The 22545-nt window shown below is 64.0% G+C and carries 25 protein-coding genes; 11 read left to right on the top strand and 14 right to left on the bottom strand.

Going from position 1 to position 22545, the window contains the following annotated elements:
* Positions 1 to 57: 57 nt before the first annotated feature.
* From Q8M85_RS06195 to Q8M85_RS06220, 6 genes are all read left to right on the top strand, one after another.
* Complete coding sequence (locus Q8M85_RS06195; RefSeq protein WP_305541700.1) at positions 58 to 1122, top strand: ABC transporter ATP-binding protein; 1065 nt, start codon at positions 58 to 60, stop codon at positions 1120 to 1122.
* Complete coding sequence (locus tag Q8M85_RS06200) at positions 1122 to 2036, top strand: ABC transporter permease (RefSeq protein WP_305541704.1); 915 nt, start codon at positions 1122 to 1124, stop codon at positions 2034 to 2036. Before Q8M85_RS06195 ends, Q8M85_RS06200 begins: the two co-directional genes overlap by 1 nt.
* Complete coding sequence (locus Q8M85_RS06205) at positions 2029 to 2832, top strand: ABC transporter permease (RefSeq protein WP_305541707.1); 804 nt, start codon at positions 2029 to 2031, stop codon at positions 2830 to 2832. The genes Q8M85_RS06200 and Q8M85_RS06205 overlap by 8 nt, the downstream gene beginning before the upstream one ends.
* A gap of 21 nt (positions 2833 to 2853) precedes the next feature.
* Complete coding sequence (locus Q8M85_RS06210; RefSeq protein WP_305541709.1) at positions 2854 to 3882, top strand: extracellular solute-binding protein; 1029 nt, start codon at positions 2854 to 2856, stop codon at positions 3880 to 3882.
* Positions 3883 to 3952: 70 nt separating this feature from the next.
* Positions 3953 to 5386: an amidase gene (locus tag Q8M85_RS06215; protein ID WP_305541712.1), complete on the top strand. Its 1434-nt coding sequence runs from the start codon at positions 3953 to 3955 to the stop codon at positions 5384 to 5386.
* A gap of 27 nt (positions 5387 to 5413) precedes the next feature.
* Complete coding sequence (locus Q8M85_RS06220; RefSeq protein WP_305541714.1) at positions 5414 to 6124, top strand: acylneuraminate cytidylyltransferase family protein; 711 nt, start codon at positions 5414 to 5416, stop codon at positions 6122 to 6124.
* Here the strand turns inward: Q8M85_RS06220 and Q8M85_RS06225 are convergent.
* The 10 genes from Q8M85_RS06225 to Q8M85_RS06270 all read right to left on the bottom strand — a co-directional run bounded on the left by Q8M85_RS06225 (position 6114) and on the right by Q8M85_RS06270 (position 16076).
* Entirely contained in the window at positions 6114 to 7385 is a 1272-nt protein-coding gene (locus Q8M85_RS06225) for a 3-deoxy-D-manno-octulosonic acid transferase (protein ID WP_305541717.1), read from the bottom strand. The genes Q8M85_RS06220 and Q8M85_RS06225 overlap by 11 nt on opposite strands.
* Positions 7382 to 8623, bottom strand: a complete 1242-nt coding sequence (locus tag Q8M85_RS06230) for a 3-deoxy-D-manno-octulosonic acid transferase (protein WP_305541719.1) — start codon at positions 8621 to 8623, stop codon at positions 7382 to 7384. The genes Q8M85_RS06225 and Q8M85_RS06230 overlap by 4 nt, the downstream gene beginning before the upstream one ends.
* Positions 8616 to 9731: a UDP-N-acetylglucosamine 2-epimerase gene (gene neuC, locus Q8M85_RS06235; protein WP_305541722.1), complete on the bottom strand. Its 1116-nt coding sequence runs from the start codon at positions 9729 to 9731 to the stop codon at positions 8616 to 8618. Before neuC ends, Q8M85_RS06230 begins: the two co-directional genes overlap by 8 nt.
* A 10-nt stretch (positions 9732 to 9741) precedes the next feature.
* Complete coding sequence (locus Q8M85_RS06240; protein ID WP_305541725.1) at positions 9742 to 10470, bottom strand: FkbM family methyltransferase; 729 nt, start codon at positions 10468 to 10470, stop codon at positions 9742 to 9744.
* A gap of 43 nt (positions 10471 to 10513) precedes the next feature.
* Positions 10514 to 11686 (bottom strand): rhamnan synthesis F family protein, encoded by a 1173-nt coding sequence (locus Q8M85_RS06245; RefSeq protein ID WP_305541728.1) that lies wholly within the window; start codon positions 11684 to 11686, stop codon positions 10514 to 10516.
* Positions 11683 to 12681: a capsular biosynthesis protein gene (locus tag Q8M85_RS06250; protein ID WP_305541730.1), complete on the bottom strand. Its 999-nt coding sequence runs from the start codon at positions 12679 to 12681 to the stop codon at positions 11683 to 11685. Before Q8M85_RS06250 ends, Q8M85_RS06245 begins: the two co-directional genes overlap by 4 nt.
* A 125-nt stretch (positions 12682 to 12806) precedes the next feature.
* The gene (locus Q8M85_RS06255) at positions 12807 to 13835 is read right to left on the bottom strand and encodes an N-acetylneuraminate synthase family protein (RefSeq protein ID WP_305541733.1); all 1029 of its coding nucleotides are present in this window, start codon (positions 13833 to 13835) and stop codon (positions 12807 to 12809) included.
* 50 nt (positions 13836 to 13885) lie between these two features.
* Entirely contained in the window at positions 13886 to 14428 is a 543-nt protein-coding gene (thpR, locus tag Q8M85_RS06260) for an RNA 2',3'-cyclic phosphodiesterase (protein WP_305541736.1), read from the bottom strand.
* A complete protein-coding gene (locus Q8M85_RS06265) occupies positions 14425 to 15567 on the bottom strand; it encodes an acetoin utilization protein AcuC (protein ID WP_371135208.1) in 1143 nt (380 codons plus the stop codon). The genes thpR and Q8M85_RS06265 overlap by 4 nt, the downstream gene beginning before the upstream one ends.
* Positions 15564 to 16076 carry a glutathione peroxidase gene (locus Q8M85_RS06270; protein WP_305541742.1) on the bottom strand — a complete coding sequence of 171 codons (513 nt, stop codon included), beginning with the start codon at positions 16074 to 16076 and terminating at the stop codon, positions 15564 to 15566. Before Q8M85_RS06270 ends, Q8M85_RS06265 begins: the two co-directional genes overlap by 4 nt.
* 171 nt (positions 16077 to 16247) lie before the next feature.
* Here Q8M85_RS06270 and Q8M85_RS06275 point away from each other — a divergent pair, with 171 nt between their 5' ends.
* Together Q8M85_RS06275 and Q8M85_RS06280 are read left to right on the top strand one after the other, a co-directional pair.
* On the top strand, positions 16248 to 16793 hold the full coding sequence (locus tag Q8M85_RS06275) for an NUDIX hydrolase (protein ID WP_305541745.1): 546 nt from the start codon (positions 16248 to 16250) through the stop codon (positions 16791 to 16793).
* 70 nt (positions 16794 to 16863) lie between these two features.
* Positions 16864 to 17292, top strand: coding sequence for a DUF1178 family protein (locus Q8M85_RS06280; protein ID WP_305541748.1), 429 nt, complete (start codon positions 16864 to 16866; stop codon positions 17290 to 17292).
* Between the two features lie 119 nt (positions 17293 to 17411).
* On the opposite strand, the gene Q8M85_RS06285 is transcribed toward Q8M85_RS06280, so the two are convergent.
* Together Q8M85_RS06285 and Q8M85_RS06290 are read right to left on the bottom strand one after the other, a co-directional pair.
* Complete coding sequence (locus tag Q8M85_RS06285) at positions 17412 to 17909, bottom strand: MarR family winged helix-turn-helix transcriptional regulator (protein ID WP_305541750.1); 498 nt, start codon at positions 17907 to 17909, stop codon at positions 17412 to 17414.
* Between the two features lie 77 nt (positions 17910 to 17986).
* A complete protein-coding gene (locus tag Q8M85_RS06290; RefSeq protein WP_305541751.1) occupies positions 17987 to 18262 on the bottom strand; it encodes a succinate dehydrogenase assembly factor 2 in 276 nt (91 codons plus the stop codon).
* A gap of 86 nt (positions 18263 to 18348) precedes the next feature.
* Here Q8M85_RS06290 and Q8M85_RS06295 point away from each other — a divergent pair, with 86 nt between their 5' ends.
* Entirely contained in the window at positions 18349 to 19551 is a 1203-nt protein-coding gene (locus Q8M85_RS06295; RefSeq protein WP_305541753.1) for a pyridoxal phosphate-dependent aminotransferase, read from the top strand.
* 95 nt (positions 19552 to 19646) lie between these two features.
* On the top strand, positions 19647 to 20054 hold the full coding sequence (locus Q8M85_RS06300; RefSeq protein ID WP_305541756.1) for a hypothetical protein: 408 nt from the start codon (positions 19647 to 19649) through the stop codon (positions 20052 to 20054).
* Between the two features lie 63 nt (positions 20055 to 20117).
* On the opposite strand, the gene Q8M85_RS06305 is transcribed toward Q8M85_RS06300, so the two are convergent.
* Positions 20118 to 20441: a 2Fe-2S iron-sulfur cluster-binding protein gene (locus Q8M85_RS06305; RefSeq protein WP_305541758.1), complete on the bottom strand. Its 324-nt coding sequence runs from the start codon at positions 20439 to 20441 to the stop codon at positions 20118 to 20120.
* A 105-nt stretch (positions 20442 to 20546) separates the two neighbouring features.
* Between Q8M85_RS06305 and Q8M85_RS06310 the strand changes: the two genes are divergently transcribed.
* Entirely contained in the window at positions 20547 to 20948 is a 402-nt protein-coding gene (locus Q8M85_RS06310; protein WP_305541759.1) for an OB-fold nucleic acid binding domain-containing protein, read from the top strand.
* 80 nt (positions 20949 to 21028) lie between these two features.
* Here the strand turns inward: Q8M85_RS06310 and Q8M85_RS06315 are convergent, their stop codons facing one another.
* Positions 21029 to 22483: a DegQ family serine endoprotease gene (locus tag Q8M85_RS06315; RefSeq protein ID WP_371135217.1), complete on the bottom strand. Its 1455-nt coding sequence runs from the start codon at positions 22481 to 22483 to the stop codon at positions 21029 to 21031.
* Positions 22484 to 22545: the final 62 nt, after the last annotated feature.

The raw sequence follows: 22545 nt of genomic DNA on the forward strand, positions 1-22545 counted from the left end.
GTCAGCGAACAAGTCGGCGGATCAATATGATCAAACGGGGAATTCGAGGGGGCTTCGGTGACCGATGAGGTGACGATCTCGGCGCGCAATGTCGTCAAGGCATTCGGGCAAGGCAGCGGTGCAGTCCGGGCGCTGGACGATGTTTCCGTGGATATCCGGCGGGGGGAGTTCTTCACTCTGCTTGGGCCATCGGGTTGCGGCAAGACCACGCTGCTGCGCCTCATCGCCGGGTTCGAGATGCCGACCGAGGGCACGATCCTGCTGGACGGCACGGACATCACAACCTTGCCGCCGAACCGGCGGCCGGTGAACACGGTGTTCCAGTCCTATGCGCTGTTTCCCCACCTGACCGTGGCGCAGAACATCGCCTTCGGGCTTGAAATGCTTGGCAAACCAGGCGCCGAAGTGAAGGCGCGCACGGCACAGATGCTGGCACTGGTCAAGCTGGAGGCGATGGCGGGCCGCAAGACCGGCCAGCTGTCGGGCGGCCAGCAGCAGCGGGTGGCGCTGGCCCGGGCGCTGGCCCCGCAACCGAAGGTGCTACTGCTGGACGAACCGCTCAGCGCGCTGGACCTGAAGCTGCGCAAGGAGATGCAGATCGAGCTGAAGCGCCTGCAACTGGAAACCGGGATCACCTTCATCTTCGTGACCCACGACCAGGAAGAAGCCCTGACCATGTCTGACCGCATCGCGGTGATGAGCGCGGGACAAATCCAGCAGGTGGGCACGGCCAAGGACATCTACATCCACCCGAAGAACCGCTTCGTCGCCAGTTTCATCGGCGAGACGAACTTCCTGACCGGCACCGCCGAGGATGCGACCCTGCGCCTGCCCACTGGCGAGAGGATCGACGTGCCGGGCTTGCGGGCAGGCGGTCAGGCCACGGTCAGCGTGCGTCCCGAACAGCTTCGTCTTGGTCGGGCCGAGGACGGCGGCTTGCAGGCTCGGGTCAGAACCCTGGTCTATTTCGGCACCGATACGCATTGCCACATGGCCCTGGCCGACGGGACCGAATTGGTCGCGCGGTTGCAGAACCCGGTTTCCGGCGAAGCGGGCATGGCAGAAGGCCAGGATGTCGGCGTCACCTTCGCCATGGGCGCCGTGCAACGGGTGGAAGACTGATGAGCCCCGCCGAGGACAACGCAGTAAGGACTTCGGCCCGCAACGGCTGGCTCTTGTCGCTGCCGGCGCTGGTGGTGCTGGCCTTTGCGGCCTCGGGGCCACTGCTGATCGTCGTGTGGTATTCCTTCCTGACTGCGAACGACACCGGGAACGTGATCCACGAATGGTCAATCGAGGGGTGGAAGGGTATCTTCTTCACCTACGACATCTTCGAGGAACGCTACGCCCTGGCCGATGCGCACCTTACGATCTTCTGGCGGTCGGTCTGGCTGTCCTTGACCACCACGGCGCTGACCTTCGCCATCGGCTTTCCGACCGCCTGGTTCATCGCCACGCGACCGCAGCAGCAGCGCGCGCTGTGGCTTTTCCTGATCACCATTCCGTTCTGGACCAACCTGCTGATCCGCACCTTTGCGATCAACGAGGTGATCCGCAACGAGGGCCTTCTGAACACCCTGCTGATCTGGGCCGGGGTCATCGAGACCCCCTTGCAGATCAACTACACCGAGACCGCCGTCCTGATCGGCATGACCTATGTCTACCTGCCGCTGATGGTGCTTCCGCTTTACGCCACGATCGAGCGTTTCGACATGCGGCTTCTGGAGGCATCCTACGACCTCTATGCCAGCCGCTTGCGCACCCTGCGCCGGGTGATCCTGCCCATCGTCAAGCCCGGAATCATCGCCGGGTCGATCCTGGTCTTCGTTCCCTCGCTTGGGGCCTATGTCACGCCGCGCATCCTGGGCGGCGGCAAGAACATGATGATCGGCAACTTCATCGAGTTGCAGTTCCTGCAAGGCAAGAACTGGCCTTTGGGCGCGGCGTTGTCGGTGGCGCTGCTGTTCATCGTGATGGCCGCGCTCTTGGTCTATGTCCGGGTCGCGAACCGGGACCGGGGGGCCGGGCATGGCTGAGCGTGGGTTCCAGATCAGCCGCCTGCCCGGCTTTGCGACCATCGCCATCGCGGCTTTCGTGCTGCTCTATCTGCCCATCATCACATTGGTGACGTTTTCCTTCAACGCCTCGAACTCGGTCGCGATCTGGGGCGGGTTTTCGCTGCACTGGTATGCCGATGCCTGGGCCAACGACGACGTGAAGGCCGCCACCATGCGGTCGCTGGTGATCGGGGCGTCGGCGGCGGTCCTGTCCACGACACTGGCGACGATGGCCGCCCTGGGGACAACGCGGCGCCGGGCGTTCAAGGGGCAGACCTTCATCTACGTCGTGATCAACCAGCCCCTGATGGTGCCCGAGGTGGTGACAGCTGTCGCCCTTCTGATCTTCTTCGGGATCATCAAGGTGGCCACCGGCTATCAAGGCCTGGGCTATCTGATCGTGGCCCATACCGCCTTCTGTATCCCATTCGCCTACCTGCCGATCCGGGCGCGGCTGGAAAGCATGGACCTCGCGCTGGAGACGGCCGCCGCCGACCTGTACGCGACACCCTGGCAGACCTTCCGACGGGTGACGCTGCCGCTTCTGGCACCGGGCATCATGGCAGGCGCCATGCTGGCCTTCGTCATCAGCCTGGATGACGTGGTGATTACCGAGTTCGTCAAGTCCGGCGGACAGGACACGCTGCCCACCTACATGCTGGGCCAGCTGCGCCGGTCCTTCACGCCCGAGGTCAACGCGATCTCGACAATGCTTCTGGGGCTGACAGTGGTCCTTCTGACCCTGTTCTTCCTTCTGACGCGCAAGAACGACTAATAACCAATTGGGAGACAAGAAATGAAACATCTTCTGTCCGCAACGGCATTGCTTCTGGCCTCGGCTTCCCTGGCCGGGGCCGAGGGCGTGCTGCAGCTGTACAACTGGGGCAACTACACCAGCCCCGAGCTTCTGAAGAAGTTCGAGCAGGAGACCGGGATCAAGGTCACCGTCACCGACTATGACAGCAACGACGTGGCCCTGGCCAAGGTAGAGGCGGGTGGGTCAGGCTTTGATCTGGTCGTGCCCTCGGCCAGTTATGTGCCGATCTGGGTCGAAAAGGGCCTGGTCCAGGAGCTGGACCTGTCCAAGCTGCCAAACCACAAGAACATCGCGCCGGAATGGACGGACGTGGACTGGGATCAGGGCCGGAAATACTCGATCCCGTGGCAGTGGGGGACGACCGGAATTGCGGTCAACACCAAGATCTATGGCGGTGACATCAACACCTCTGCCGTGTTCCTGGACGTCCCGCCTGAACTTGTCGGCAAGATCAACGTCGTACCCGAAATGATCGACATCGTGTCCCTGGCCACAATGTATGTCGGCGGCGAGCCCTGCAGCGAAGACCCCGAGGTCATGAAAAAAGCGCGTGACGTCCTGCTGGCCGCCAAGCCGAACTGGATCAGCATGGACTACGGCGCGACCGAGCGGCTGTCCAACGGCGACTGGGCCGCCAGCGTCAACTGGAACGGCTCGACCATGCGGGTGCGGCTGAACACCAACGGCGACGTGCAATACGGCTATCCCAAGGAAGGCTACCCGATCTTCATGGACTCGGTCATGCTGCTGCAGGACGCGGCGAACGTCGAAGAAGCCTACAAGTTCATGGACTTCATCATGCTGCCCGAGAACGCCGCGATGATCTCGGCCTTTGCGCGCTATGCCAACGGCGTCGCCGGGTCCGAAGCCTTCATGCCGGAAGACATGAAGACCGCGCCCGAAGTGGTGGTCCCCGAAGAGCACAAGGCCGCTGGCAAGTTCCTGCCGACCTGCCGGGGCAAGGGGTTGGAATACATGACTGCGATCTGGACCGAGTTGCAGAAGTAAGCTTCGGCTGATCCGAAGAACGCGGGGGGTTTCACACCCCCCGCACCCCCCGTGGGATATTTGAGCAAAGATGAAAGACTTGCTGGAGTGGTCGGCGACGGAGCTTTCGGTGGCGATACACGCCCGAAAGGTTGCGCCGTCCGAGGTCATGGCAGCCTGGCTTGGGCAAGTTCAGGCGGTCAATCACGCAGTGAATGCCATCGTCAGCATGCGCGACCCCGACGCGCTGATGGCCGAGGCGCGGGCGCTGGACGATGTGACGCCACAGGGCTGGCTGCATGGGATTCCCTTTGCAGTAAAGGATCTTGTGGCGACCCAGGGACTGCGGACCACCTGGGGGTCTCCACTGCATGCCGACCATGTGCCGGCGAAGGACGACCTCGTGGCCGCGCGGCTGCGGGCCGCGGGAGCGGTGATCGCGGCAAAGACCAATGTTCCCGAGTGGGGCCAGGGATCTCATTCTTTCAACCCGCTGTTTGGGGTGACGCGGAACCCCTATGACCTGTCGCGCAGCGCCGGGGGCTCCTCCGGCGGGGCCGCGGCGGCGCTGGCGGCGCGGATGGCCTGGGTGGCGGACGGGTCGGACATGATGGGCAGCCTGCGCAACCCTGCCGCTTTCTGCAACCTCTATGGCTTCCGGCCCAGTTGGGGCCTGGTGCCACAGGACGCCGAGGGGGACAGCTACCTCTCTACGCTGTCTACCGAAGGCCCGATGGGCCGCACGATCGAGGACGTGGCACGCCTTTTGATGGTGCTGGCGGGCGAGAACCCCGAGGTCCCCTTCCCCCGCGCGGTGCCGGACGTGCTGCCGGGCCTTGACCGCGGCATGGGCGGGATACGGATCGGCTGGCTGGGCGACTGGGGTGGCGCCTATGCGATGGAGCCGGGCATCCTGGACCTTTGCCAGGCTGCCCTGCGGCAGATGGAGGATATGGGCGCGGTGGTGGAGCCTTTGCCCCCACCCTTCCCGGCCGAAAGTCTGTGGTCCGCCTGGGTGACCCTGCGCGCCATGCTGAACGCCGGCGGCAAGCGTGCCCTGGCGGAAGACCCGGCCAAGCGCGCCCTGACCAAGCCCGAGACGATCTGGGAGATCGAGCAGGGCCTGGGGCTGTCCGCCCAAGCCGTCTATGAGGCCAGCGTCATCCGCAGCCGCTGGCATGCCCATGCGGCGCGGATGTTCAACCAGTATGACGCTGTCGTCCTGCCCTCGGCCCAGGTCTGGCCATTTCCGGCCGACTGGCGCTGGCCGGAGGAGATCGCCGGTCACAAGATGGACACCTATCACCGCTGGATGGAGGTGGTCATTCCCGCCAGCCTGATCGGCCTGCCCGCCCTGTCGGTTCCAGCGGGCTTTGGCCCGCAGGGTCTGCCGATAGGGATGCAGATCATCGGCCGGTCAGGCGATGACGCCAAGGTGCTGGCGATCGGCCAGGCCTGGCACCGCGCGACCGAATGGCCGCAGCGCCGCCCACCGGTGCTGGCATCACCGTCGTCATCGCGCTAAGGCTTCCACCAAGAGGAGAGGCTGAGCATGATCCTGGGGCATATCGGCGCGCGCAAGGGGTCGAAGGGCGTGCCGGGCAAGAACTTTCGCCCGCTGTGCGGCAAGCCGCTGATCGACTGGTCACTGGACCAGCTTTTCGCCAATCCCCGGGTGGGCGCGGTTGTCGTGTCAACGGATGACGAGGCGATCTATTCCCACGCCGTAAGGCGGGGAGCGCTGGACATCGGCCTGCGCCCCGCCGAGCTTGCCACCGACACCGCGCCGAAATGGGGGGTCTGGCAACATGCACTGGCCGCCAGCGAGGCTCTGCTCGGTCCGGTCGCGGCCTTCCTGGACCTTGACTGCACCTCGCCCCTGCGCCTGCCCGAGGATATCGACGGCGCCCTGACGCTTTACGAAATCGAACATCCTGACATGGTCATGAGTGTCTGTGAGGCACGAAAGAATCCATATTTCAACCTTGTGGAGCCCGACACCACCGGGTCGCTGCATGTGTCGAAACCCCTGCCTGGCGGGGTCTGGGCGCGACAGGATGCGCCCACGGTCTATGAACATGTGGGCATGGTCTACGTTGTGAACCCGGACTATCTGCGTCGGGCAAAGACAATCTACGAGGGCCGGGTCATCCCCTATGTCCTGCCCGCCGAGCGCTGCCATGACATCGACACCCCCTATGACTTCCGGCTGGTGGAGTTCCTTTTGTCCGAGCAGTTGAAGGATGGGCTGGTCAAGGCCTGAGCAGCGGCACAATGGCAGCCAAGGTCCGCGCCGTTGCGCCGGAATGGGCCGCCATGAACGCGGAAATCGCTTGTGGCGACGGGTCCGGCCAATCCAGCACGTCCCTTACCAACCGTTCGGCGGACGTCTGATGGCACACCCCCGCCGCAATCGCCTCGACCGCCGGATATTCGATGGTCTGGATCTGCGGACCGACAAGCACCGGCAGCTTCAGGGCCAGTGGCTCGATAATGTTGTGCGAGCCTTTTGGCTGGAACCCTCCACCCACCACCACGCGGTCGGCGAGGCCAAGATAGAAATACATCTCGCCCAGCGAATCCCCCAGCAGCACGTCCATCGGTGTTTGCGAGAGCGCGGCAAAGCTGCGGTCGAACCGTTGGCTGCGGCGGGAAAATAGCATGCCCTTGTCCGTCATGGCCTTGGCCACCGCTCCAAAACGCTCGGGCGCGCGGGGGATGAAAAGGATGACGGGCGGTGTGCGGACCGACAGGATTTCCCGAGCCGCCGCCAGAAACAGCGCCTCCTCGGCCTCGGTGACCGAGGCGAAGGCAATCACGCGACGCGGGCCAAGGCTGGGACGCAGGGCAGTGGCGGCGGCCAGATGCGCCGCGGGGATCGGCTGGTCAAAGCGCAATTCTCCGGTCACGGTGATGTTCTGCACACCCACCGAGGCAAAGCGTTGCGCCTGCAGGTCCGACTTGACGAAGGCCCCGGCAAAGCCGCGCATCAGACCGGGGCGGATGCCAAAACGGGCGTCCCGGATCATCGAATCCGTCGGATACTGCGCGTTGCACATGTAGAGCGGCACCCCCGCAGTGCGGGAGGCAAAGATCATCCGTGGCCAGATCTCAATCTCCATCACCAGGCCCAGCCTGGGCTGAAATGCCTTGAAGAATCCCGCGTAAGCCCATGAGGTTTCAAAAGGAACCCACACGGCGGCAAGTCGGCCCACGGCGATCTCGGCGGCGAAGACCTTGCAGGCCTCGCGGCGGCCGGCGGGCGTGAAATGGGTGGTGACGACCGTTTCACCCCGGTCCAGGAGCGAACGGATCAGCGGCACCGCCGAGCGCACCTCGCCCAATGAGACGGCATGAACCCAGACCGCGCCCGGCCGGCGTTGCGGGTATCGACCGAAGCGTTCGCCAAGGTGACGGGTGTAGTCGGGGTCCTTGCGCCCCCGGCGCCAGAGATAGACCAGCACAAATGGCAAACCCAGGTGCCAAAGCGCAGACCAGAGGCGCAGGAAGAACCATAGCCTCATGCTAGCCCCGCAAGGGTCAGAAGCTCGCCAGCGAGCGGGTCCAAAGAGCCTTGTGCGGCCTCGGACACTGCCTTGGCACGAGAGGCCATGCCAGAGTGATCCTCGGCCAGCGCGGCGGCCAGGCTGTCGGGCATCACCAGACGGGCCGCGGCACCCTGGTGCAGGGCACAGAAGTCAGCCGCGAAGTTGGCGATGCGGGGACCATGCAGGATGGCCGAGCCCAAGCCGGCGGGCTCCCAAGGGTTGTGGCCCTCGGTCGGGCCGAAGGTGCCACCGATGATCGTGACCGGGCAAAGTCGGTACCAGAGCCCCATCTCGCCCAGCGTATCCACGATCCAGACATCCGCCACCGGCCCCTGCCCCGCAGACCGCAGGGTAGCCGTCATCCCATGTTCGGCCACTCGCTCCACGATCTCGGGCCCGCGGGACGGATCGCGCGGGGCGATGATCAGGAGCGGCCGCTGCCGAAGCGCGCGGAACGCCGAAAGGGTCACGAACTCGTCCTCATGGTGCGACGAGGCAAGAAGGACCGGACTTTGCCCGACCAGCGCCTCGCGCGTCTGGGCCAGAGCCTGTGGGTCGGCTGCCAGCGGCGGAGCAGCGGCCTTCAGCGAAGTGCGGACAGATACCACCACCGCACCAAGGGCTTGCAGGTGGCGGCCTGTCGCGTTGTCCTGCGCGGTGATCAGGCGGAAGCGGGCGAAGAGGTCAGCATACAGGCCGACCCATCTGCGTCGGCGGGCGTAAGCCTCGACATTCATCCGGGCGTTCACCAAGGCCAGCGGGATGCCCCGGGTATCCGCCGCATGGACAGCGCCGGGCCAGAGATCCTGCTCGGCCCAGATCGACAGGTCCGGTCGCCAGTGGTCAAGGAACCGCGCAAGATAGGCGGGCGCGTCCAGTGGCAGAAACTGGTGACGGGTCCGGGGCGGCAGGTTCCTTGCCAGCACTTCGGCCGAGCCGCGGGTGGTGGAGGTCACCAGGAAATTCGCATCCGACTGCCCGGCCATCGCCGCAATCAACCCACGCAGCGCCAGAACCTCGCCCAGGCCCACAGCATGCAACCAGATCAGCGGACCGTCCGGCTTTGGCAGCGACGGCTCTCCCAGCTTTTCGCGCCAGCGGTCGGGAAGTTCTTTCCCTTTCGCCAGCCGACGGGCCAAAAGCCGTGGTGCGGCCAGCGGGATCAGGCGGGAGGCCGCCAGGTAGGTTGCAAGCGAAAGGCCGGGCCTAGTCACGGAAGACCTTCTGCAGGCTCAGGGTCCAGAAGTCCGGTCGCGCCAGCGTTTCGACGAACCGCTCGGCCGCGCCGCCCTGTCCGAAGCCTTCGTGCGGGGTCGCCTGGCGACCCCAATGCCTGACCAGAAAGTCAAGGATCGAGGCGCGGTCCGCAGCTTCACAGGTCGAGACCGATGGGGCATCGGACCGGTTCGACTGCCGCGTCCCGATGTCCAGCGACGGCAGCCCCAGGAACGGGGCCTCGCGCACCCCGGCGCTGGAATTGCCGACCATGCAGGCTGCGTTCTTCATCAGTTCGCTGAAGTGGGCAAACCGCATCGAGGGCAGGACCCTGAACCGGGATTTTGGAAGCCTCTCAAGGACCTGGAAGATGTCTTTCGAGCCCGGATCGTTGTTCGGTGCGATCACGACGAAGTTGCGCCCCGAGGCCTCCAGCGCGCCGAAAAGGTCCGCTGCCTGCTGGCCGATGGTATCCTGCTCGCTGGTGACCGGGTGGAAGGTGACGATGCCATACTGGTCGAACGGGATCTCGTATCGGGCGCGCACGTCGTCGAGGGTGACACCCGAGGGGCGGGCGTGGAAATCCAGTTCGGGCGAGCCGATGGGGTGGATCGTCTTCTCAGGCTCGCCCAGCGCGCGGACCCGGCGACCGGCGGCTTCGGACGAAACGAAGTGATGCGTGCACAGCTTGGTGTTGCAGTGGCGGAAGACCTCGTCGATCGTCCCGGAGACCTCGCCACCCTCGACATGCGCCGAGCGGACATAGTTCGTGGCCGCCACCAGCGCCCCCGCCAGCGCCTCGATCCGGTCGCCGTGCAGGACGATCAGGTCGGGTCGCGCGGCGTTGATGTAGGCCGAAAAGCCGGTGACCGTACGCGCCAGGACCAGATCCTGCGGGTCGCCCTCGGCCTGGTTGACGAACTCCTCCACCCCAACCCCGGGCATCCGCCGGACTTCGTTCCGGGTCAGGCCATAGCGGTCCATCATATGCATGCCGGTGACGAAGAAGGTGACCCGGTGGCCTGCGTCGCGGGCAGCGGCGGCAAGGGGTTCCAACTTGCCGAAGTCGGCGCGGGTGCCGGTAAGGAAGAGGAGGTGGCGGGTCATGAGGGCCGATTCACCGCACCGCGCCCTCTACAGCCTCGAAGGCCACAACCGTTCCAGAACAAAGCTCGATCCTTGGGAAAAGGCCTGCGGCCGCGAGCGCCGTGTAAATGCTGGCCTCCGCTTGGCGACCGATCACGTTTGGGTGCAATTCGATAATTGCTGCGCGAAGACCTGACAGGTCGAGACCCGGAAACAACTCTGCCTCGCCGCCCTCGATGTCGCACAGAAGAACATGAGGCCGGAACTCTGAAAGAACGCGTTTGATGCTATGCTCTGGAATCATGACCGTTTCCTGCTGCCCGCTCGCCATTGGGACTAAAGAGCTTTGTGCAAATGACCCGTGGAGATAGAACGGGCGCGAACCGGTTCCGTCACCGTCTACTAGAACTGCGTTATTCAGGGTTACGTTCCGTATAGAGTTCATCTGATGGAACTCCCTGATAACAGGGATCATTCGGGGATTCGCTTCGTAGGATTCCACCTTCAAGCCGGGATAGCGCTTGGCCGCCTGCCCAGATACCAGTCCCATGCCGGTTCCCATTTCCAGAACGCGATCATCCGGGCGCAATAGCGCCAGAAGAGCCTCGACTTCGGGTTGCTCATAGTCCCCGCGAAAGACACGCTTCCAGACGCCCCGGGAAACATGATCCCCGGTCATCCTTACCTTGACGCCCCTAAAGTCCAGCGGAGGCAGAACTTTGCGAAGTCCGAAGCTAAGATTGGCAAGCGCGCGCTTCATGTCATTTCCTGAGTGTTGAGTGGGCGGCAATCATTAATTGGAATCAGGTCCTGCCAACAGATGCGGGAGCGATTTCCGATTTGAGCCGACTGCCCGTGATGTCGTAATCTTTCTCATAGATTTCAGCGTGCACAGCAGGTGCAAGAGGCGGCAAATCGCCTGCCGCAACGGCCTGCAGCAACTGCTGCCGCAATCGACTATGCAGCGATGCGCCACCGTCCCCTGTAGAGCCCGCTGATTTCTTCATGAAGTCCATGCCGAGAAGTGCGTCCGATGGATAGGCAAAACACGCGTTGAACCGACGCCGGTCTGCTGTCCGCTTGATATGTCTTAGGGCCGCGTCGCGCCAACCTGGCGCCGAGACTTCCTGTTTCACCAAATCGTCCCTTTCCTGGCGAAGGTAGGTCTCGACGTAGGATCCATAAAGTAGCGTTCGCCAAAGGAAATCATCATCCTGATCGGATATCCCGTCCAGAAACACTTGTTTGGAGAATATCCCGCAGACCTTCAGTTCTGCAACATGCATCAGATGTGTGAATTGACGCTCACCCCGACGGACGGCATTCAGTCGATTGCTGGAAACCGGATAGTTCTTCCAAAATGCCTGAAACCCCTGCGACCGAACCGCTCTTGAATTCAGCAGATAAAGGTACGACTCGATGTGTCCGCGTCGAACCTTCCCAGACGAATTCTTATTGTCAGTATGTTGTATTCCGCCTACCAGATCTGCATCCATAGCTTCAAGACGCGCAATTAATGTAGAATCCTGACGCAGCGGCATCCACACCGAGTCATTGATGATCAGCAATCGGTCCGGAACCAATCCCCAGGCTGAAAGAAGAAGGATACCGTCTCGGTAGCCGCCGAAATCGTACCCAAAATTCGGTCGTTCGAAGATCCGCCAGGCCAAGGGGCTGACGCGGGCGCGATCTTGATCCGAAAGCGGCGTGTTCGCCACGACCAACGGTGCATAGCCGTTGTCGACCAGCCACTGCAGGGTTACCAGGATCGAGGGTGCCACGCCTTTTGGCTGGTAGATCAGAAAGATCGCAACTTTGCGGTCAAGAGCGACACCAAGGTCTGCTGGCTGTGGCTGCCGTTCGCGCCAGCGATCGTGGCGCTTCTGCAGGAATGGTTCATATAGATTGCTTAGCCAGGCGGCGCTCTGTTCCCGCAGGCGCACAGTCTCTCGCTTGACCTTCCACCAAGGGATCATGGCCAATTGTCCCGAACCAGCCTGCGGCGGATCTTTTCGCCTTCAGCAGACGTCCCGTCAGTCGAAACATAGTATTCGTCCAGAAGGTAGGTCAGGAAGGCCCCTCTGGCTACGCTGCTGAAGCTCCAAGCCTCGGGCTGGGTGAAGGCGGCAGCAAGGGCCGCAGGATCGGAGGCAGTCTCGGCCACTCCGGGAATTGCCCAGAAGCACTCGCCACAGGCGACCACGGGCTTGTCGAAGAACATGGCTTCCAGTCCGACCGACGAATTCACAGTCACCACGCCAGCCGAGCCGTCAACCAGCGCGAACGTGTCCGAACGATTGTCCAGGATAACCCTCTGACTGCGCCCGACCAGACGGTCGGCAAAGGAAATCGGGGAAGTCGGGTGTTCCTTGATCTTCAGATGCCAACCCTCTGGCAATGCTTCCGCAGCGCAAATCAGGGCTTCGATGAAGTCGGGAACGGTGCGAAACCGGCCGCCAAAAAGCCGTAACTGTGAATCTCCGGGCACTTGCAGGGGGGCGAACAGATAGGGCCCTGCAGGTTTCGCCTGTGCAGTGCCATCTGGCTTAGCATGAGCCGGCACACGTTGTGCGATGTTGGTGCGATAGCGCCGCCATTCATCCGCCTGCGCCGTCGAGCGCGTCATCCAGTCAAGGTAGAACTCTGCAGTGCGCGGAAGACCGTTTGCCTGGTTCACTCCGACCGGGTCGCACGTAATCCGGCCCTTGAACGGCGCCAGTTCAAAATATAAGGTCCGCGCCCCCGCATCGCGAGCAGCGTCCATGAAGATGCGGCGCAGTCCGTTCAGTCCGTTCCATGCGACTGCAATCCTGTCGGGATGCCGTTCGAACCAGTTGCGGATTCCATTGTAATGAAACGCGTAGAATTGTTTTTGCGGCCACGCCAACGCGGATGGACGTCGCGGCCGCAACGCCGCTGCATAGGCTTCTTCGGCGCGGGACGCTGTTTCCGGGTAGGAAGATAGACGCATAGCAGGAAAGCGTTTCCACGTGATTTGGCCCAGAGGCTCTAACAGACCTCTGATAATGCCACGCTTCACCCTTCTGGGGTCCAAACAGACAAAGGCAAGGTGCTGCGTTGGCACTGAACCTGCCTTCACGCCAGATCCCCCCACTTCAGCTGCGTATTCCGCGTTACCGCCCGGGTGAGGCGTTTGCCCAGGACCTTGTCGAAATCATAGGCCGCGATCTCTCCTGACCCCGGGCGGCGGGCCCAGATGTCGGCCTCCTGGATCACGTGGCCCTCGGGCAGGTTCTTGTCGGCCACGACCGAGCCGCGGGCGAAGCGGTAGACGTCTTCCTCGGGGGCAGACCGCTGTTTGGGGTTGTTCGCGGCGATCCAGATTTCCTTCGACCGGTCGATCAGGAAGCGCAGCTCGGCCGGGTCCATCGAGTTGATGATGTCCGGCCCCTTGCGATAGCGGGTGTCGGTGTAGTGCCGCTCCAGGATACAGGCGCCCAAGGCAACGCTGGCCAGCGCCATCTCGGGGCCGATGGAGTGGTCGGAAAAGCCGACGACCGCGCGGGGGAAGGCCTGACGCAGCTCGGTCACGCCGCGCAGAGACACGATCTCGGCCGGGCTGGGATAGAGGTTCGTACATTCCAAAAGCGCATAGTCCAAGCCCGCCTGGTCCAGGATGTCGACCGAGGCGCGGATCGTATCGATGGTCTGCATCCCCGTTGACAGGATCACGGGCTTGCCCTTCCGCGCGATGTGGCGGATCAGCGGCAGGTTGTCAGCCTCGCCACTGCCGATCTTGTAGGCGGGCACATCCTGCGTCTCCAGCCAGTCTGCGGCGGCCCGGCTGAAGGGCGTCGAGATCCAGATCAGCCCCAGGCTTTCGGTGTACCGCTTCAGTTCGGCCTCTTCGTCAAGACCTAGCGCGCAGCGTTCCATCACATGCCAGATCGAGACGTCGGCATTGGGCGGAAAGATCGACTTCGCCTCTTCGGTCATCTCGTCTTCGATGATGTGGGTCTGATGCTTGATCATCTCGCACCCCGCACCGGCTGCCAGGCGCACCATTTCCTTCGCCACGGCAAGGTCGCCTCCGTGGTTGATGCCGATTTCGGCGATCACCAGAGGCGGGTGGTTTGGGCCGATCTCGCGGTGGGCGATCTTCATGGGGTGTCTCCGTCGGTTGTCGCCCGTGGTGCGTCAGCACGTTCCGGCTGTCAAGCCAAGGGGTAGCGCGCCAGCATTTCGTAGTGCGGAGCCTTGCCGGTCAGGTGGCTGCGCCAGAGCGTAAGCTCGGTGACCTCCCAAGGATCGCCGCGAAACCCCTGCCCCATCGCCACGGCACGTTCCAGCCGCATCGCGTCGGGCGGCGGTGGCGGCTGGAAGCGCCCGAGGGTGACATGGGGCACGAACTTGCGCGCGTCGATGGGGCACCCGGCGCGGCGGGCGATGGTCTCGACCTTGGCTTGCAGGTGCATCAACTCGGGCGAAGGGGCGACCCCGGCCCAGGCCACGCGGGGTTTGTCCTTGCCAAAGAGACCCAGGCCCTGAAGCGCCAGCGAAAAGCGAGGCTCGCGCAGGGTCTCAAACCCTTCATGCGCGGCGTCAAGCGCGATCTCCGGGCAGTCGCCCAGGAAGATCAGCGTCAGGTGCAGGTCCTCAGGCGCGACCTTGCGCGGCATCGGCAACAGGAACTGCTGGATTTGAAGCGCACCGCGCACCGCCAGCGGCAGGTCGATCCCCAGGAAGGCGCGGATCATCTTTGTGCCAGAAAGGCCAGGCGGTCGCGGATCTCCTCTCGAACCGGACCTTCACGGGGGGCGTCGATGAGTGTGGACCGCATCGCTGGCGCCGGGTCTGGCCGCCCGCCTCCGCCCCAACCAAGGCCCGCCAGCACTGCCTGGGCCGTGTCCGGCAACCTGTCCGGCACTTCGCACCCCGAAACCAGCCCCCAGATCGCCGTCCATAGCCGACCGACCGACCACGGGTTGTAGCCGCCCCCGCCCAGCACCAGCGCGCGGGGGGCAAGCGGCAAAAGTGCCCGCAACGCCTCCAGATAGGCACGGTTGGACAGGGCAAGCCGAGACAGCGGATCCTCCAGCAGACTGTCCGCGCCGCACTGGATGACAAGCGCCTGCGGTCGGAACTCGTCAACGCGTGGCAGGATCAGATCGTGCAGCACGGCCCGCGCCTCGCTGTCATTGTAGCCCTTGGGGACCGGCATATTGAACGCGCTCCCCCCGGCAGTGTCCGCCAGAAGCCCGGTGAACGGCCAGCGGCCCTCTTCGTGGACCGAGATCATCCGTACCCCCGGATCGCCTGCAAAGGCCAGTTCCACCCCGTCAGAGTGATGAGCGTCAAGATCGACATAGGCGATTCGCGTCAGCCCGGCCCGTTGCAGGACCTTGATCCCCAGAACCACGTCGTTGAGATAGCAAAACCCGTTCGCCCGACCGGGCAGCCCATGATGGGTGCCGCCGCCAGGGACGTGGATCAGACCCGGCGTTGTGGCCAGCAGTTCCGCCGCCAGCATGACGCCCCCGGCCCCGGTGGCGGGGCGACGGTAGACCTCGGGGAAAATCGGGTTCGACAGCGTGCCAAGGTGGAAGCGGGCGCGCATGTCCTCGGTCGCCTCTCCCATCTTTTCGGCGGCCTGTAACGCGGCGATGTAGGCGGGCTCATGCCACAGGCTGAGCGCTGCGGGCTTCGCGCGGGGGCTGATGCGAAAGCTCTCTGGCGGCAACCATCCCAGCGCGCGGGCCAGGTCCATCACAGTGGAGACCCGTGGCACGCGCAAGGGGTGACGCGCGCCATAGGACGAACCCCGGTAGATGTCCGAGCCGATGAAAAGGGCGGGCGCCACCGATGCACAAGGGGCGGGCGGCGGCCCTGAAATCATTCCAGCATTGCCTCGATCCGGCCCGCGATCTGCGGCCCCTCGGGCTTGACCGGCGCCCCGAAGGTGCCCGCGATGCTGCCGTCCGGCGCGATCAGGACCTTGTTGAAATTCCAGCCGGGAACAAAGCCCGTCTGGTCTCGCACCCATGCATAGAAGGGATGCGCACCGGCGCCCGTCACCTTGGTGATCTCGGTCATCGGCAAAGTCAGATCGAAGGTCATGGCGCAATATTCCTTGACCGCAGCCTCGTCGGCAAGCTCTTGGTCGAAGTCGTTCGAGGGGACGGCAAGGATCAGCACCCTGTCTGCGAAGTGGTCGTGCAGGTCCTGCAATGCGTCGAACTGACCCGCGAACCCGCAAAGAGAAGCCGTATTGACCACAAGAACCGGCTTGCCGCGCCAGTCGTCCAGGTCAATCTCGCCGCCGTCGATCGACGCGAAGCGAAAACCGCCAGCTGCGAGGCCCGGGGTCGCCAGCACGGCAAGCACGCCCGCCATCAGATATCGCATGACCGCATCCCCTGCTCTTGCATCGTTTTCATGCAGCAACAGATAATCCGACTGCAGTTTTCGTCAATTTTCGGGAACTTTTTTCCAATTGGCGCCATATATATGCGATACTACAGCTTGAGGAATAGAGCAGCGGCCAGACCCGGGAACCGGGCGGCCAGGATGACTGGCATGGGTTGGCAAGACAAGATTGCGGCGCAAGGCGCCAATACCGACGGGACACGGATGCAGTACGGGGCGCTTTGCTGGCGGTCTGGGGCCGAAGGCGTCGAGGTGCTGCTGATCACCAGCCGTGACACAGGGCGCTGGGTGATCCCGAAGGGCTGGCCGATGCCGGGCCTCGCCCCCGAGGCTGCGGCCGCGCAAGAGGCCTGGGAAGAGGCGGGGGTGCAGGGCACGATGAACCCGCTCTGCATCGGGCGGTACGGGTATCAGAAGTATCTGCCAGCCGGGGCCAGCGTGCCTTGTGCCGTGGCGGTCTACGGGCTGCGGGTCGACGATCTTGCCAAGACCTTCCCTGAGGTGAAAGAGCGCCGTCGCAAGTGGTTTCCTCTGGCCGAGGCTGCGACGCTGGTGGCCGAGCCTGAACTTGCCACGATCATCGCGCAGTTTCTGCCGCCGCTTCAGGGTCGGCCCGGTCCGATTGCAGGCGACGACGACGATGACATCGCAGGGTCGGCAGAAGGTCCGCGGGCTGACAAGCGCAAGGGGCATTGATCTTTCGCGGCGAGTGGTTAGCTAGCCAAAGTCAGGGTTTGGGCCTGGGTCCGGGACGGGACTGCAAGAGATGATCCGCTACAGCCTGAAATGCGGGGCCGGGCACGGCTTCGACAGCTGGTTCAAGAACGCCGAGGGGTTCCAGGCGCTGCAGGCAGCTGGGCAGGTGGCCTGCCCGGTCTGCGGATCTACAAGGGTCGAGAAGGAGCTGATGGCCCCCGCCGTCCGACCCGCCCGCAAGGCTGCGTCGGCGAAGCCGGACCTGTCGGCCCCGGGGTCGGAACTGGAAGAGAAACTTGCCGCGCTGAAAAGGCAGATCGAGGAAAACTCTGAATACGTCGGCATGAACTTCGCGGCCGAGGCGCGGAAAATCCATGCCGGAGACGCCCCGGAGCGCGCGATCCACGGCGAGGCGAAGCCGGACGAAGCCCGCGCGATGATCGAGGAGGGCCTGCCGGTCGCCCCCCTGCCCTTTCTGCCAACCCGGAAGATGAACTGAAATCCGTCCACGGTGGACAAAACGCCGAACGTCTTTAAAATCAATGGCCTGGCCGCGCGCGTTCAGGAATTGTTAACGGTTGCCCGCCCCCATCGCAGCACCAGATCAGACGGCCAGGTCTAGTAGATGTAGCGGATTTGTTCGGTCCAGAACCGTTCCATCCGTTTGAGGGACATGTTGATCTCGTCCATGCCGGAGGCGTCGATCAGCCCGCGCTTTTCGATGCCGTCGGAATGGCGGGCAAAGAGATCGGCGATCAGACCGCGGACATGGCGGCCCTTCTCGGTCAGGCGGACCCGCACAGACCGACGATCGATTTCGGACCGCTGGTGGTGCATGTAACCGAGTTCGACCAGCTTCTTCAGATTGTAGCTGACGTTCGACCCCTGGTAGTAGCCGCGTGATTTCAGTTCACCCGCCGTCACCTCGTTCTCGCCGATGTTGAACAGCAAAAGCGCCTGGACCGAGTTGATTTCCAGAATGTTCAACCGTTCGAATTCGTCCTTGATGACGTCCAGAAGCAGGCGATGCAGCCGTTCGACCAGAGCAAGGTTGTCAAGGTAGCAGGACAGGAACGCTTTTTGCGACCCATCCAGCAGCGGGGCATAGATTGTCATACCGTTTCTCCACCGTTCGGACGGGGGTAGAATCGGCACAAAGCGCAAACATTCCGTAAACTTGCAGAGAACTTCCGCTATTTCCCGCGCGAAAGTCGCGTTTCCGCAAAGGCGGTGATCCGGGCCAGAAGCCCGGAGAGCAAAGGCGGGGGGGCGGACTGGCCCAGGATCCAGGCCATGAGGTCCTGGTCGTTCTCTTCCAGCAAAGTGTCATAGGTCTCCAACTCGGCCTCGGACAACCCGGCCAGGTGCGCGTCGGCGAACGGACCCAGCACCAGGTCCATCTCTTTGGTGCCGCGCCGCCAGGACCGCATTGCCATGCGCTTCAGGCGCGCTTCAGCCGTCTCGCCCATTCTGCCACCGTTCTCGCTTGAACCCCGTAGGGGCGGACCCTAAGACAGGCGTGCCCGAAACTCCACCCTCCCCGAAAGGTGCAACGATGGCCTTCCTGTCCGACACGCTGGCGCGGGTGAAACCCTCGCCCACCATCGCAGTCAGCACCAAGGCCGCGCAGCTGAAGGCCGAAGGCAAGGACGTGATCGGCCTTGGCGCGGGCGAGCCGGATTTCGACACGCCCGAAAACATCCGCGACGCGGCAAAGCGCGCCATCGACAATGGCAAGACGCGCTATACGGCAGTCGATGGGATACCCGAGCTGAAAGCGGCGATCTGTTCCAAGTTCCTCCGCGAAAACGGCCTGACCTACACGCCAAGCCAGATTTCGGTGGGCACGGGCGGCAAGCAGATCCTGTACAACGCGCTGATGGCCACGCTGAACCCCGGCGACGAGGTGATCATCCCCGCGCCCTACTGGGTCAGCTACCCCGACATGGTGCTGCTTGCAGGCGGGACCCCGGTGCCGGTGGTGGCGGGGATCGAGACCGCGTTCAAGCTGACGCCGGAACAGCTTGAGGCCGCGATCACGCCGAAGACCAAGTGGTTCATCTTCAACTCGCCTTCGAACCCGACGGGTGCGGGCTATACCAGGGCGGAACTGAAGGCGCTGACCGATGTGCTGATGCGCCACCCGCAGGTCTGGGTCATGTCGGACGACATGTACGAACACCTGGTCTTCGATGATTTCGAGTTCTGCACGCCGGCCGAGATCGAGCCGGGGCTTTATGACCGCACGCTGACCTGCAACGGCGTCAGCAAGGCCTATGCGATGACCGGCTGGCGGATCGGCTATGCGGGCGGCCCGGTGTCGCTGATCAAGGCGATGGGGACGATCCAGTCGCAATCGACCTCGAACCCGTGTTCGGTCAGCCAGTGGGCGGCACTGGAGGCTTTGTCCGGCCCGCAAGAGTTTCTGGCCGACTGGCGGAAGGTGTTCCAGGGCCGCCGCGACCTGGTGGTGGGCATGTTGAACCAGGCCCGTGGTATCCGCTGCCCGAAGCCGGAAGGGGCGTTCTACGTCTATCCCGACATTTCCGGCTGCATCGGCAAGGCCACGCCGGCGGGCACGGTCATCAGCAATGACGAGGTCTTTGCGACCGCGCTGCTGGAAGAGACCGGGGTCGCCGTGGTCTTTGGTGCGGCCTTCGGACTGTCGCCGAACTTCCGGGTGAGCTATGCCACGTCGGACGAGGTGCTGCGCGAGGCCTGCACCCGTATCCAGCGCTTCTGCGCCTCGCTTGTCTGACCGGGGACCGCTTGCGGGTTGACGAAGCTGCGGCACTCGGGAAGGAATGGCGGGACGGGCCACTGCGGCCGGGCAGGATTGGATCAGGCAGGGCGATGGGCGCAGACCTTCCCGACTACTATTTCCGGGTGCGCGAGAACGGTGCGGCCGTGTTCCGTATCGGGACCGAGAACCGCCAGCGCCGGATCGAGATGGTCGAGATCGCCGCCGTCAACGTCAAGAACGGCAACATCAAGCCGCATGGCGAGGTCGAACTGACCAAGGCCGACCGGGCCGCCATCGAAGACTGGCTGGTGGCACGCCAGGCCCAACTTGCCGCGCGCGAGGTCGACGACATCCTGCGCACGGTCGATCACCTGAACCTGACGACGCAATGGGCGCAGTCGCGCGCGACCGATGGCCAGCTTGACGCGGTTACGGACGCGCTTTTGCTGGCGATGCACGACCTGCGGACGATGCTGGTCAAGCGCAAGGCCGACCGGCTGGGCAAGTCTGCCGACTGACCGCTCCTCGTTCGACTGCGTCCCGTCGTCGAAGCGGGACGACGTCCCCGATAAGCGGTTCGGTCAGATCTGCTTTTCCGGCATCTGCACGCGCAGCCCATCCAGCGCGTCCGAGACCTTGATCTGGCAGGTCAGGCGCGACCGGGCCGGGTCGGGATGCCAGGCGAAGTCCAGCATGTCGGCTTCCATGTTGTCCTTCTTCGGCAGCTTGTCGACCCAGGCCGGGTCGACATAGACATGGCAGGTCGAACAGGCGCAGGCGCCGCCGCAATCGGCCTCGATCCCCGGGATGCCGTTGTCGCGCGCGCCTTCCATCACCGTGAGGCCGTTCGCGACCTCGACGACGTGTTCCTTGCCATTGTGTTCGACGTAAGTGATTTTCGCCATTCTTCAGCTCTCCCGGGATCGTCAGACGTGACATAGGCCAGTCCGGCGCGTTTTGCCAGAGGGTGCGGGCTTGCCCTGCGGCGAGGATGTTCTACTATTGTTCCAATGGCTGTCGTCTTGTCCCCTTCTTCGCAGTCCGGTGCCTGGCCGCGCCCCCCGCGCGCTCTGCCGGCCGCCCGCCTGGGCGAGCCGCCCGCAGGCGCGCGGGTGACGGTGGCGGGGCTGGTGCTGGTGCGGCAGCGACCTGGGACGGCGAAGGGGGTGATCTTCGTCACGCTTGAGGATGAGACAGGGACGGCCAATGTGGTGGTCTGGGCGCAGGTCTACGAACGCTTCCGCCGGGCGGTGATCGCGGGGCGGCTGTTGCGGGTGACGGGGAAGCTTCAGCGCGAGGCGGGGGTGGTGCATGTGGTCGCAGAGCTGATCGAGGATCTGTCGCCGCTTCTGGACCGGCTGCTGGACCCCGGGTTCCGCTATGACGGGGTGCGGGCGGGGGACCAACCGTAGGGCCGGGACCCAAATTCCTTACTCAAGAAATTTGGCGGCGAGAGAGCCCCACCGCCAGGAAGTCATCTGATCCGCCAGCCCTATTCGATCGACAGCGCCACGAAGCGCGGGTCGCCGCCACGGCGCACAAGAAGCAGGATCGACTTGCGGCCGGCATCCTTGGCCTCCTTGATCCGGTCTTCCAGGTCCTGCAGGCGCATGACCTTCTGCTGACCGGCCTCGGTGATCAGATCACCCTCGGCCAGGCCCTTGGAGAAGGCTTCCGAGGCCTGGTCGACGGCGGTGATCAGCAGACCCTCGGCCGTGGCCTCAAGGCCCAGGCGACCGCGCGTCTCGTCGTCCAGGGGCGCAAGCGTCAGGCCCAGTGTCTCAAGTTCCTTCGGCGCCTCGGGCGCGGGCGCTGAGGCAGGCATCGTCGCGGCCTCGGCCTCTTCGCGGCGGCCAAGCGTGACGGCCAGCGTTTCAGTCTTGCCGTCGCGCAGCACGATCACCGGGACCGCCTCGCCGATGGGGGCGTCGGCCACGCGGCGGGTCAGGTCGCCGGCGCTGGCGACTTCAGCCCCGGCAAAGCGGGTGATCACGTCACCGGAGCGGATGCCCGCCTCCTTCGCCGGGCCATCCGGCACGTCGGTCACAAGCGCACCCTTGGCCTCGGCCAGAGCCATCGATTCAGCGATGTCCGGGGTCACATCCTGGATGCGCACACCAAGCCAGCCGCGCCGCGTTTCACCGAACTGTTTCAACTGGTCGACGACCTTGGTCACCACGTTCGACGACATCGAGAAACCGATGCCGATGGAGCCACCGTTGGGCGACAGGATCGCGGTGTTCACACCCACGACCTGCCCGTCCATGTTGAACAGTGGTCCACCCGAGTTGCCCCGGTTGATCGCGGCATCAGTCTGGATGAAGTCGTCATAGCTGCCGGAAAGCTGCCGCCCACGCGCCGAAACGATCCCGGCCGAGACCGAGAAACCCTGGCCCAGCGGGTTACCCATCGCCATGACCCAGTCGCCGACGCGCATCAGGTCGGAGTTGCCGAAGCTGACAAACGGCAGGGGCTTGTCGCTTTCCACCTTCAGAACCGCGATGTCAGTCTTGGGGTCGGTGCCGACAAGCTTGGCCTTCAGCCGTTCGCCCGAGAAGAACTCGATCTCGATCTCGTCGGCGCCTTCGATCACGTGGTTGTTGGTGACGATATAGCCGTCCTCGGAGATGACGAAACCCGAGCCCAAGGCCTCGGACCGCTGCGGGCCACCCGGCCCCGGGCCACCGAAGTCATCGAAGAAATCCTCGAAGGGGCTGCCCTCGGGCACCATCGGCGCCCCATTGGTGGGGGCGGCGACCATTGCCGAAGTGGTGATGTTCACGACGGCCGGACTGATCTTTTGCGCCAGTTCGGCAAAGCTTTCCGGGGCGCCAAAGGCTTGCGCCTCATGGATGGGCGCGACGCTGAGACCAAATCCCAGGACCAGCGCAAGAAGCGTGCTGGACCGCAGGGCGTTGCGGATGGACGGGGTGAGGTCGGGCACGATGCGAACTCCTGTTCAATCGGATATGGCGGCGGATGTGGCGGCAACGGCATCGGGGATCCTCC

The organism is Tabrizicola sp. (genome assembly GCF_030694085.1).
Lineage (GTDB): Bacteria > Pseudomonadota > Alphaproteobacteria > Rhodobacterales > Rhodobacteraceae > Tabrizicola.

Excerpts from the sequence above, each read along its gene's own strand:
- Q8M85_RS06200 (WP_305541704.1), top strand. The coding sequence starts at position 1,122 with ATGAGCCCCGCCGAGGACAACGCAGTAAGGACTTCGGCCCGCAACGGC.
- Q8M85_RS06205 (WP_305541707.1), top strand. The coding sequence starts at position 2,029 with ATGGCTGAGCGTGGGTTCCAGATCAGCCGCCTGCCCGGCTTTGCGACC.
- Q8M85_RS06210 (WP_305541709.1), top strand. The coding sequence starts at position 2,854 with ATGAAACATCTTCTGTCCGCAACGGCATTGCTTCTGGCCTCGGCTTCC.
- Q8M85_RS06215 (WP_305541712.1), top strand. The coding sequence starts at position 3,953 with ATGAAAGACTTGCTGGAGTGGTCGGCGACGGAGCTTTCGGTGGCGATA.
- Q8M85_RS06220 (WP_305541714.1), top strand. The coding sequence starts at position 5,414 with ATGATCCTGGGGCATATCGGCGCGCGCAAGGGGTCGAAGGGCGTGCCG.
- Q8M85_RS06225 (WP_305541717.1), bottom strand. The coding sequence starts at position 7,385 with ATGAGGCTATGGTTCTTCCTGCGCCTCTGGTCTGCGCTTTGGCACCTG.
- neuC (WP_305541722.1), bottom strand. The coding sequence starts at position 9,731 with ATGACCCGCCACCTCCTCTTCCTTACCGGCACCCGCGCCGACTTCGGC.
- Q8M85_RS06240 (WP_305541725.1), bottom strand. The coding sequence starts at position 10,470 with ATGAAGCGCGCGCTTGCCAATCTTAGCTTCGGACTTCGCAAAGTTCTG.
- Q8M85_RS06245 (WP_305541728.1), bottom strand. The coding sequence starts at position 11,686 with ATGATCCCTTGGTGGAAGGTCAAGCGAGAGACTGTGCGCCTGCGGGAA.
- Q8M85_RS06250 (WP_305541730.1), bottom strand. The coding sequence starts at position 12,681 with ATGCGTCTATCTTCCTACCCGGAAACAGCGTCCCGCGCCGAAGAAGCC.
- Q8M85_RS06255 (WP_305541733.1), bottom strand. The coding sequence starts at position 13,835 with ATGAAGATCGCCCACCGCGAGATCGGCCCAAACCACCCGCCTCTGGTG.
- thpR (WP_305541736.1), bottom strand. The coding sequence starts at position 14,428 with ATGATCCGCGCCTTCCTGGGGATCGACCTGCCGCTGGCGGTGCGCGGT.
- Q8M85_RS06265 (WP_371135208.1), bottom strand. The coding sequence starts at position 15,567 with ATGATTTCAGGGCCGCCGCCCGCCCCTTGTGCATCGGTGGCGCCCGCC.
- Q8M85_RS06270 (WP_305541742.1), bottom strand. The coding sequence starts at position 16,076 with ATGCGATATCTGATGGCGGGCGTGCTTGCCGTGCTGGCGACCCCGGGC.
- Q8M85_RS06275 (WP_305541745.1), top strand. The coding sequence starts at position 16,248 with ATGGGTTGGCAAGACAAGATTGCGGCGCAAGGCGCCAATACCGACGGG.
- Q8M85_RS06280 (WP_305541748.1), top strand. The coding sequence starts at position 16,864 with ATGATCCGCTACAGCCTGAAATGCGGGGCCGGGCACGGCTTCGACAGC.
- Q8M85_RS06285 (WP_305541750.1), bottom strand. The coding sequence starts at position 17,909 with ATGACAATCTATGCCCCGCTGCTGGATGGGTCGCAAAAAGCGTTCCTG.
- Q8M85_RS06290 (WP_305541751.1), bottom strand. The coding sequence starts at position 18,262 with ATGGGCGAGACGGCTGAAGCGCGCCTGAAGCGCATGGCAATGCGGTCC.
- Q8M85_RS06295 (WP_305541753.1), top strand. The coding sequence starts at position 18,349 with ATGGCCTTCCTGTCCGACACGCTGGCGCGGGTGAAACCCTCGCCCACC.
- Q8M85_RS06300 (WP_305541756.1), top strand. The coding sequence starts at position 19,647 with ATGGGCGCAGACCTTCCCGACTACTATTTCCGGGTGCGCGAGAACGGT.
- Q8M85_RS06305 (WP_305541758.1), bottom strand. The coding sequence starts at position 20,441 with ATGGCGAAAATCACTTACGTCGAACACAATGGCAAGGAACACGTCGTC.
- Q8M85_RS06310 (WP_305541759.1), top strand. The coding sequence starts at position 20,547 with ATGGCTGTCGTCTTGTCCCCTTCTTCGCAGTCCGGTGCCTGGCCGCGC.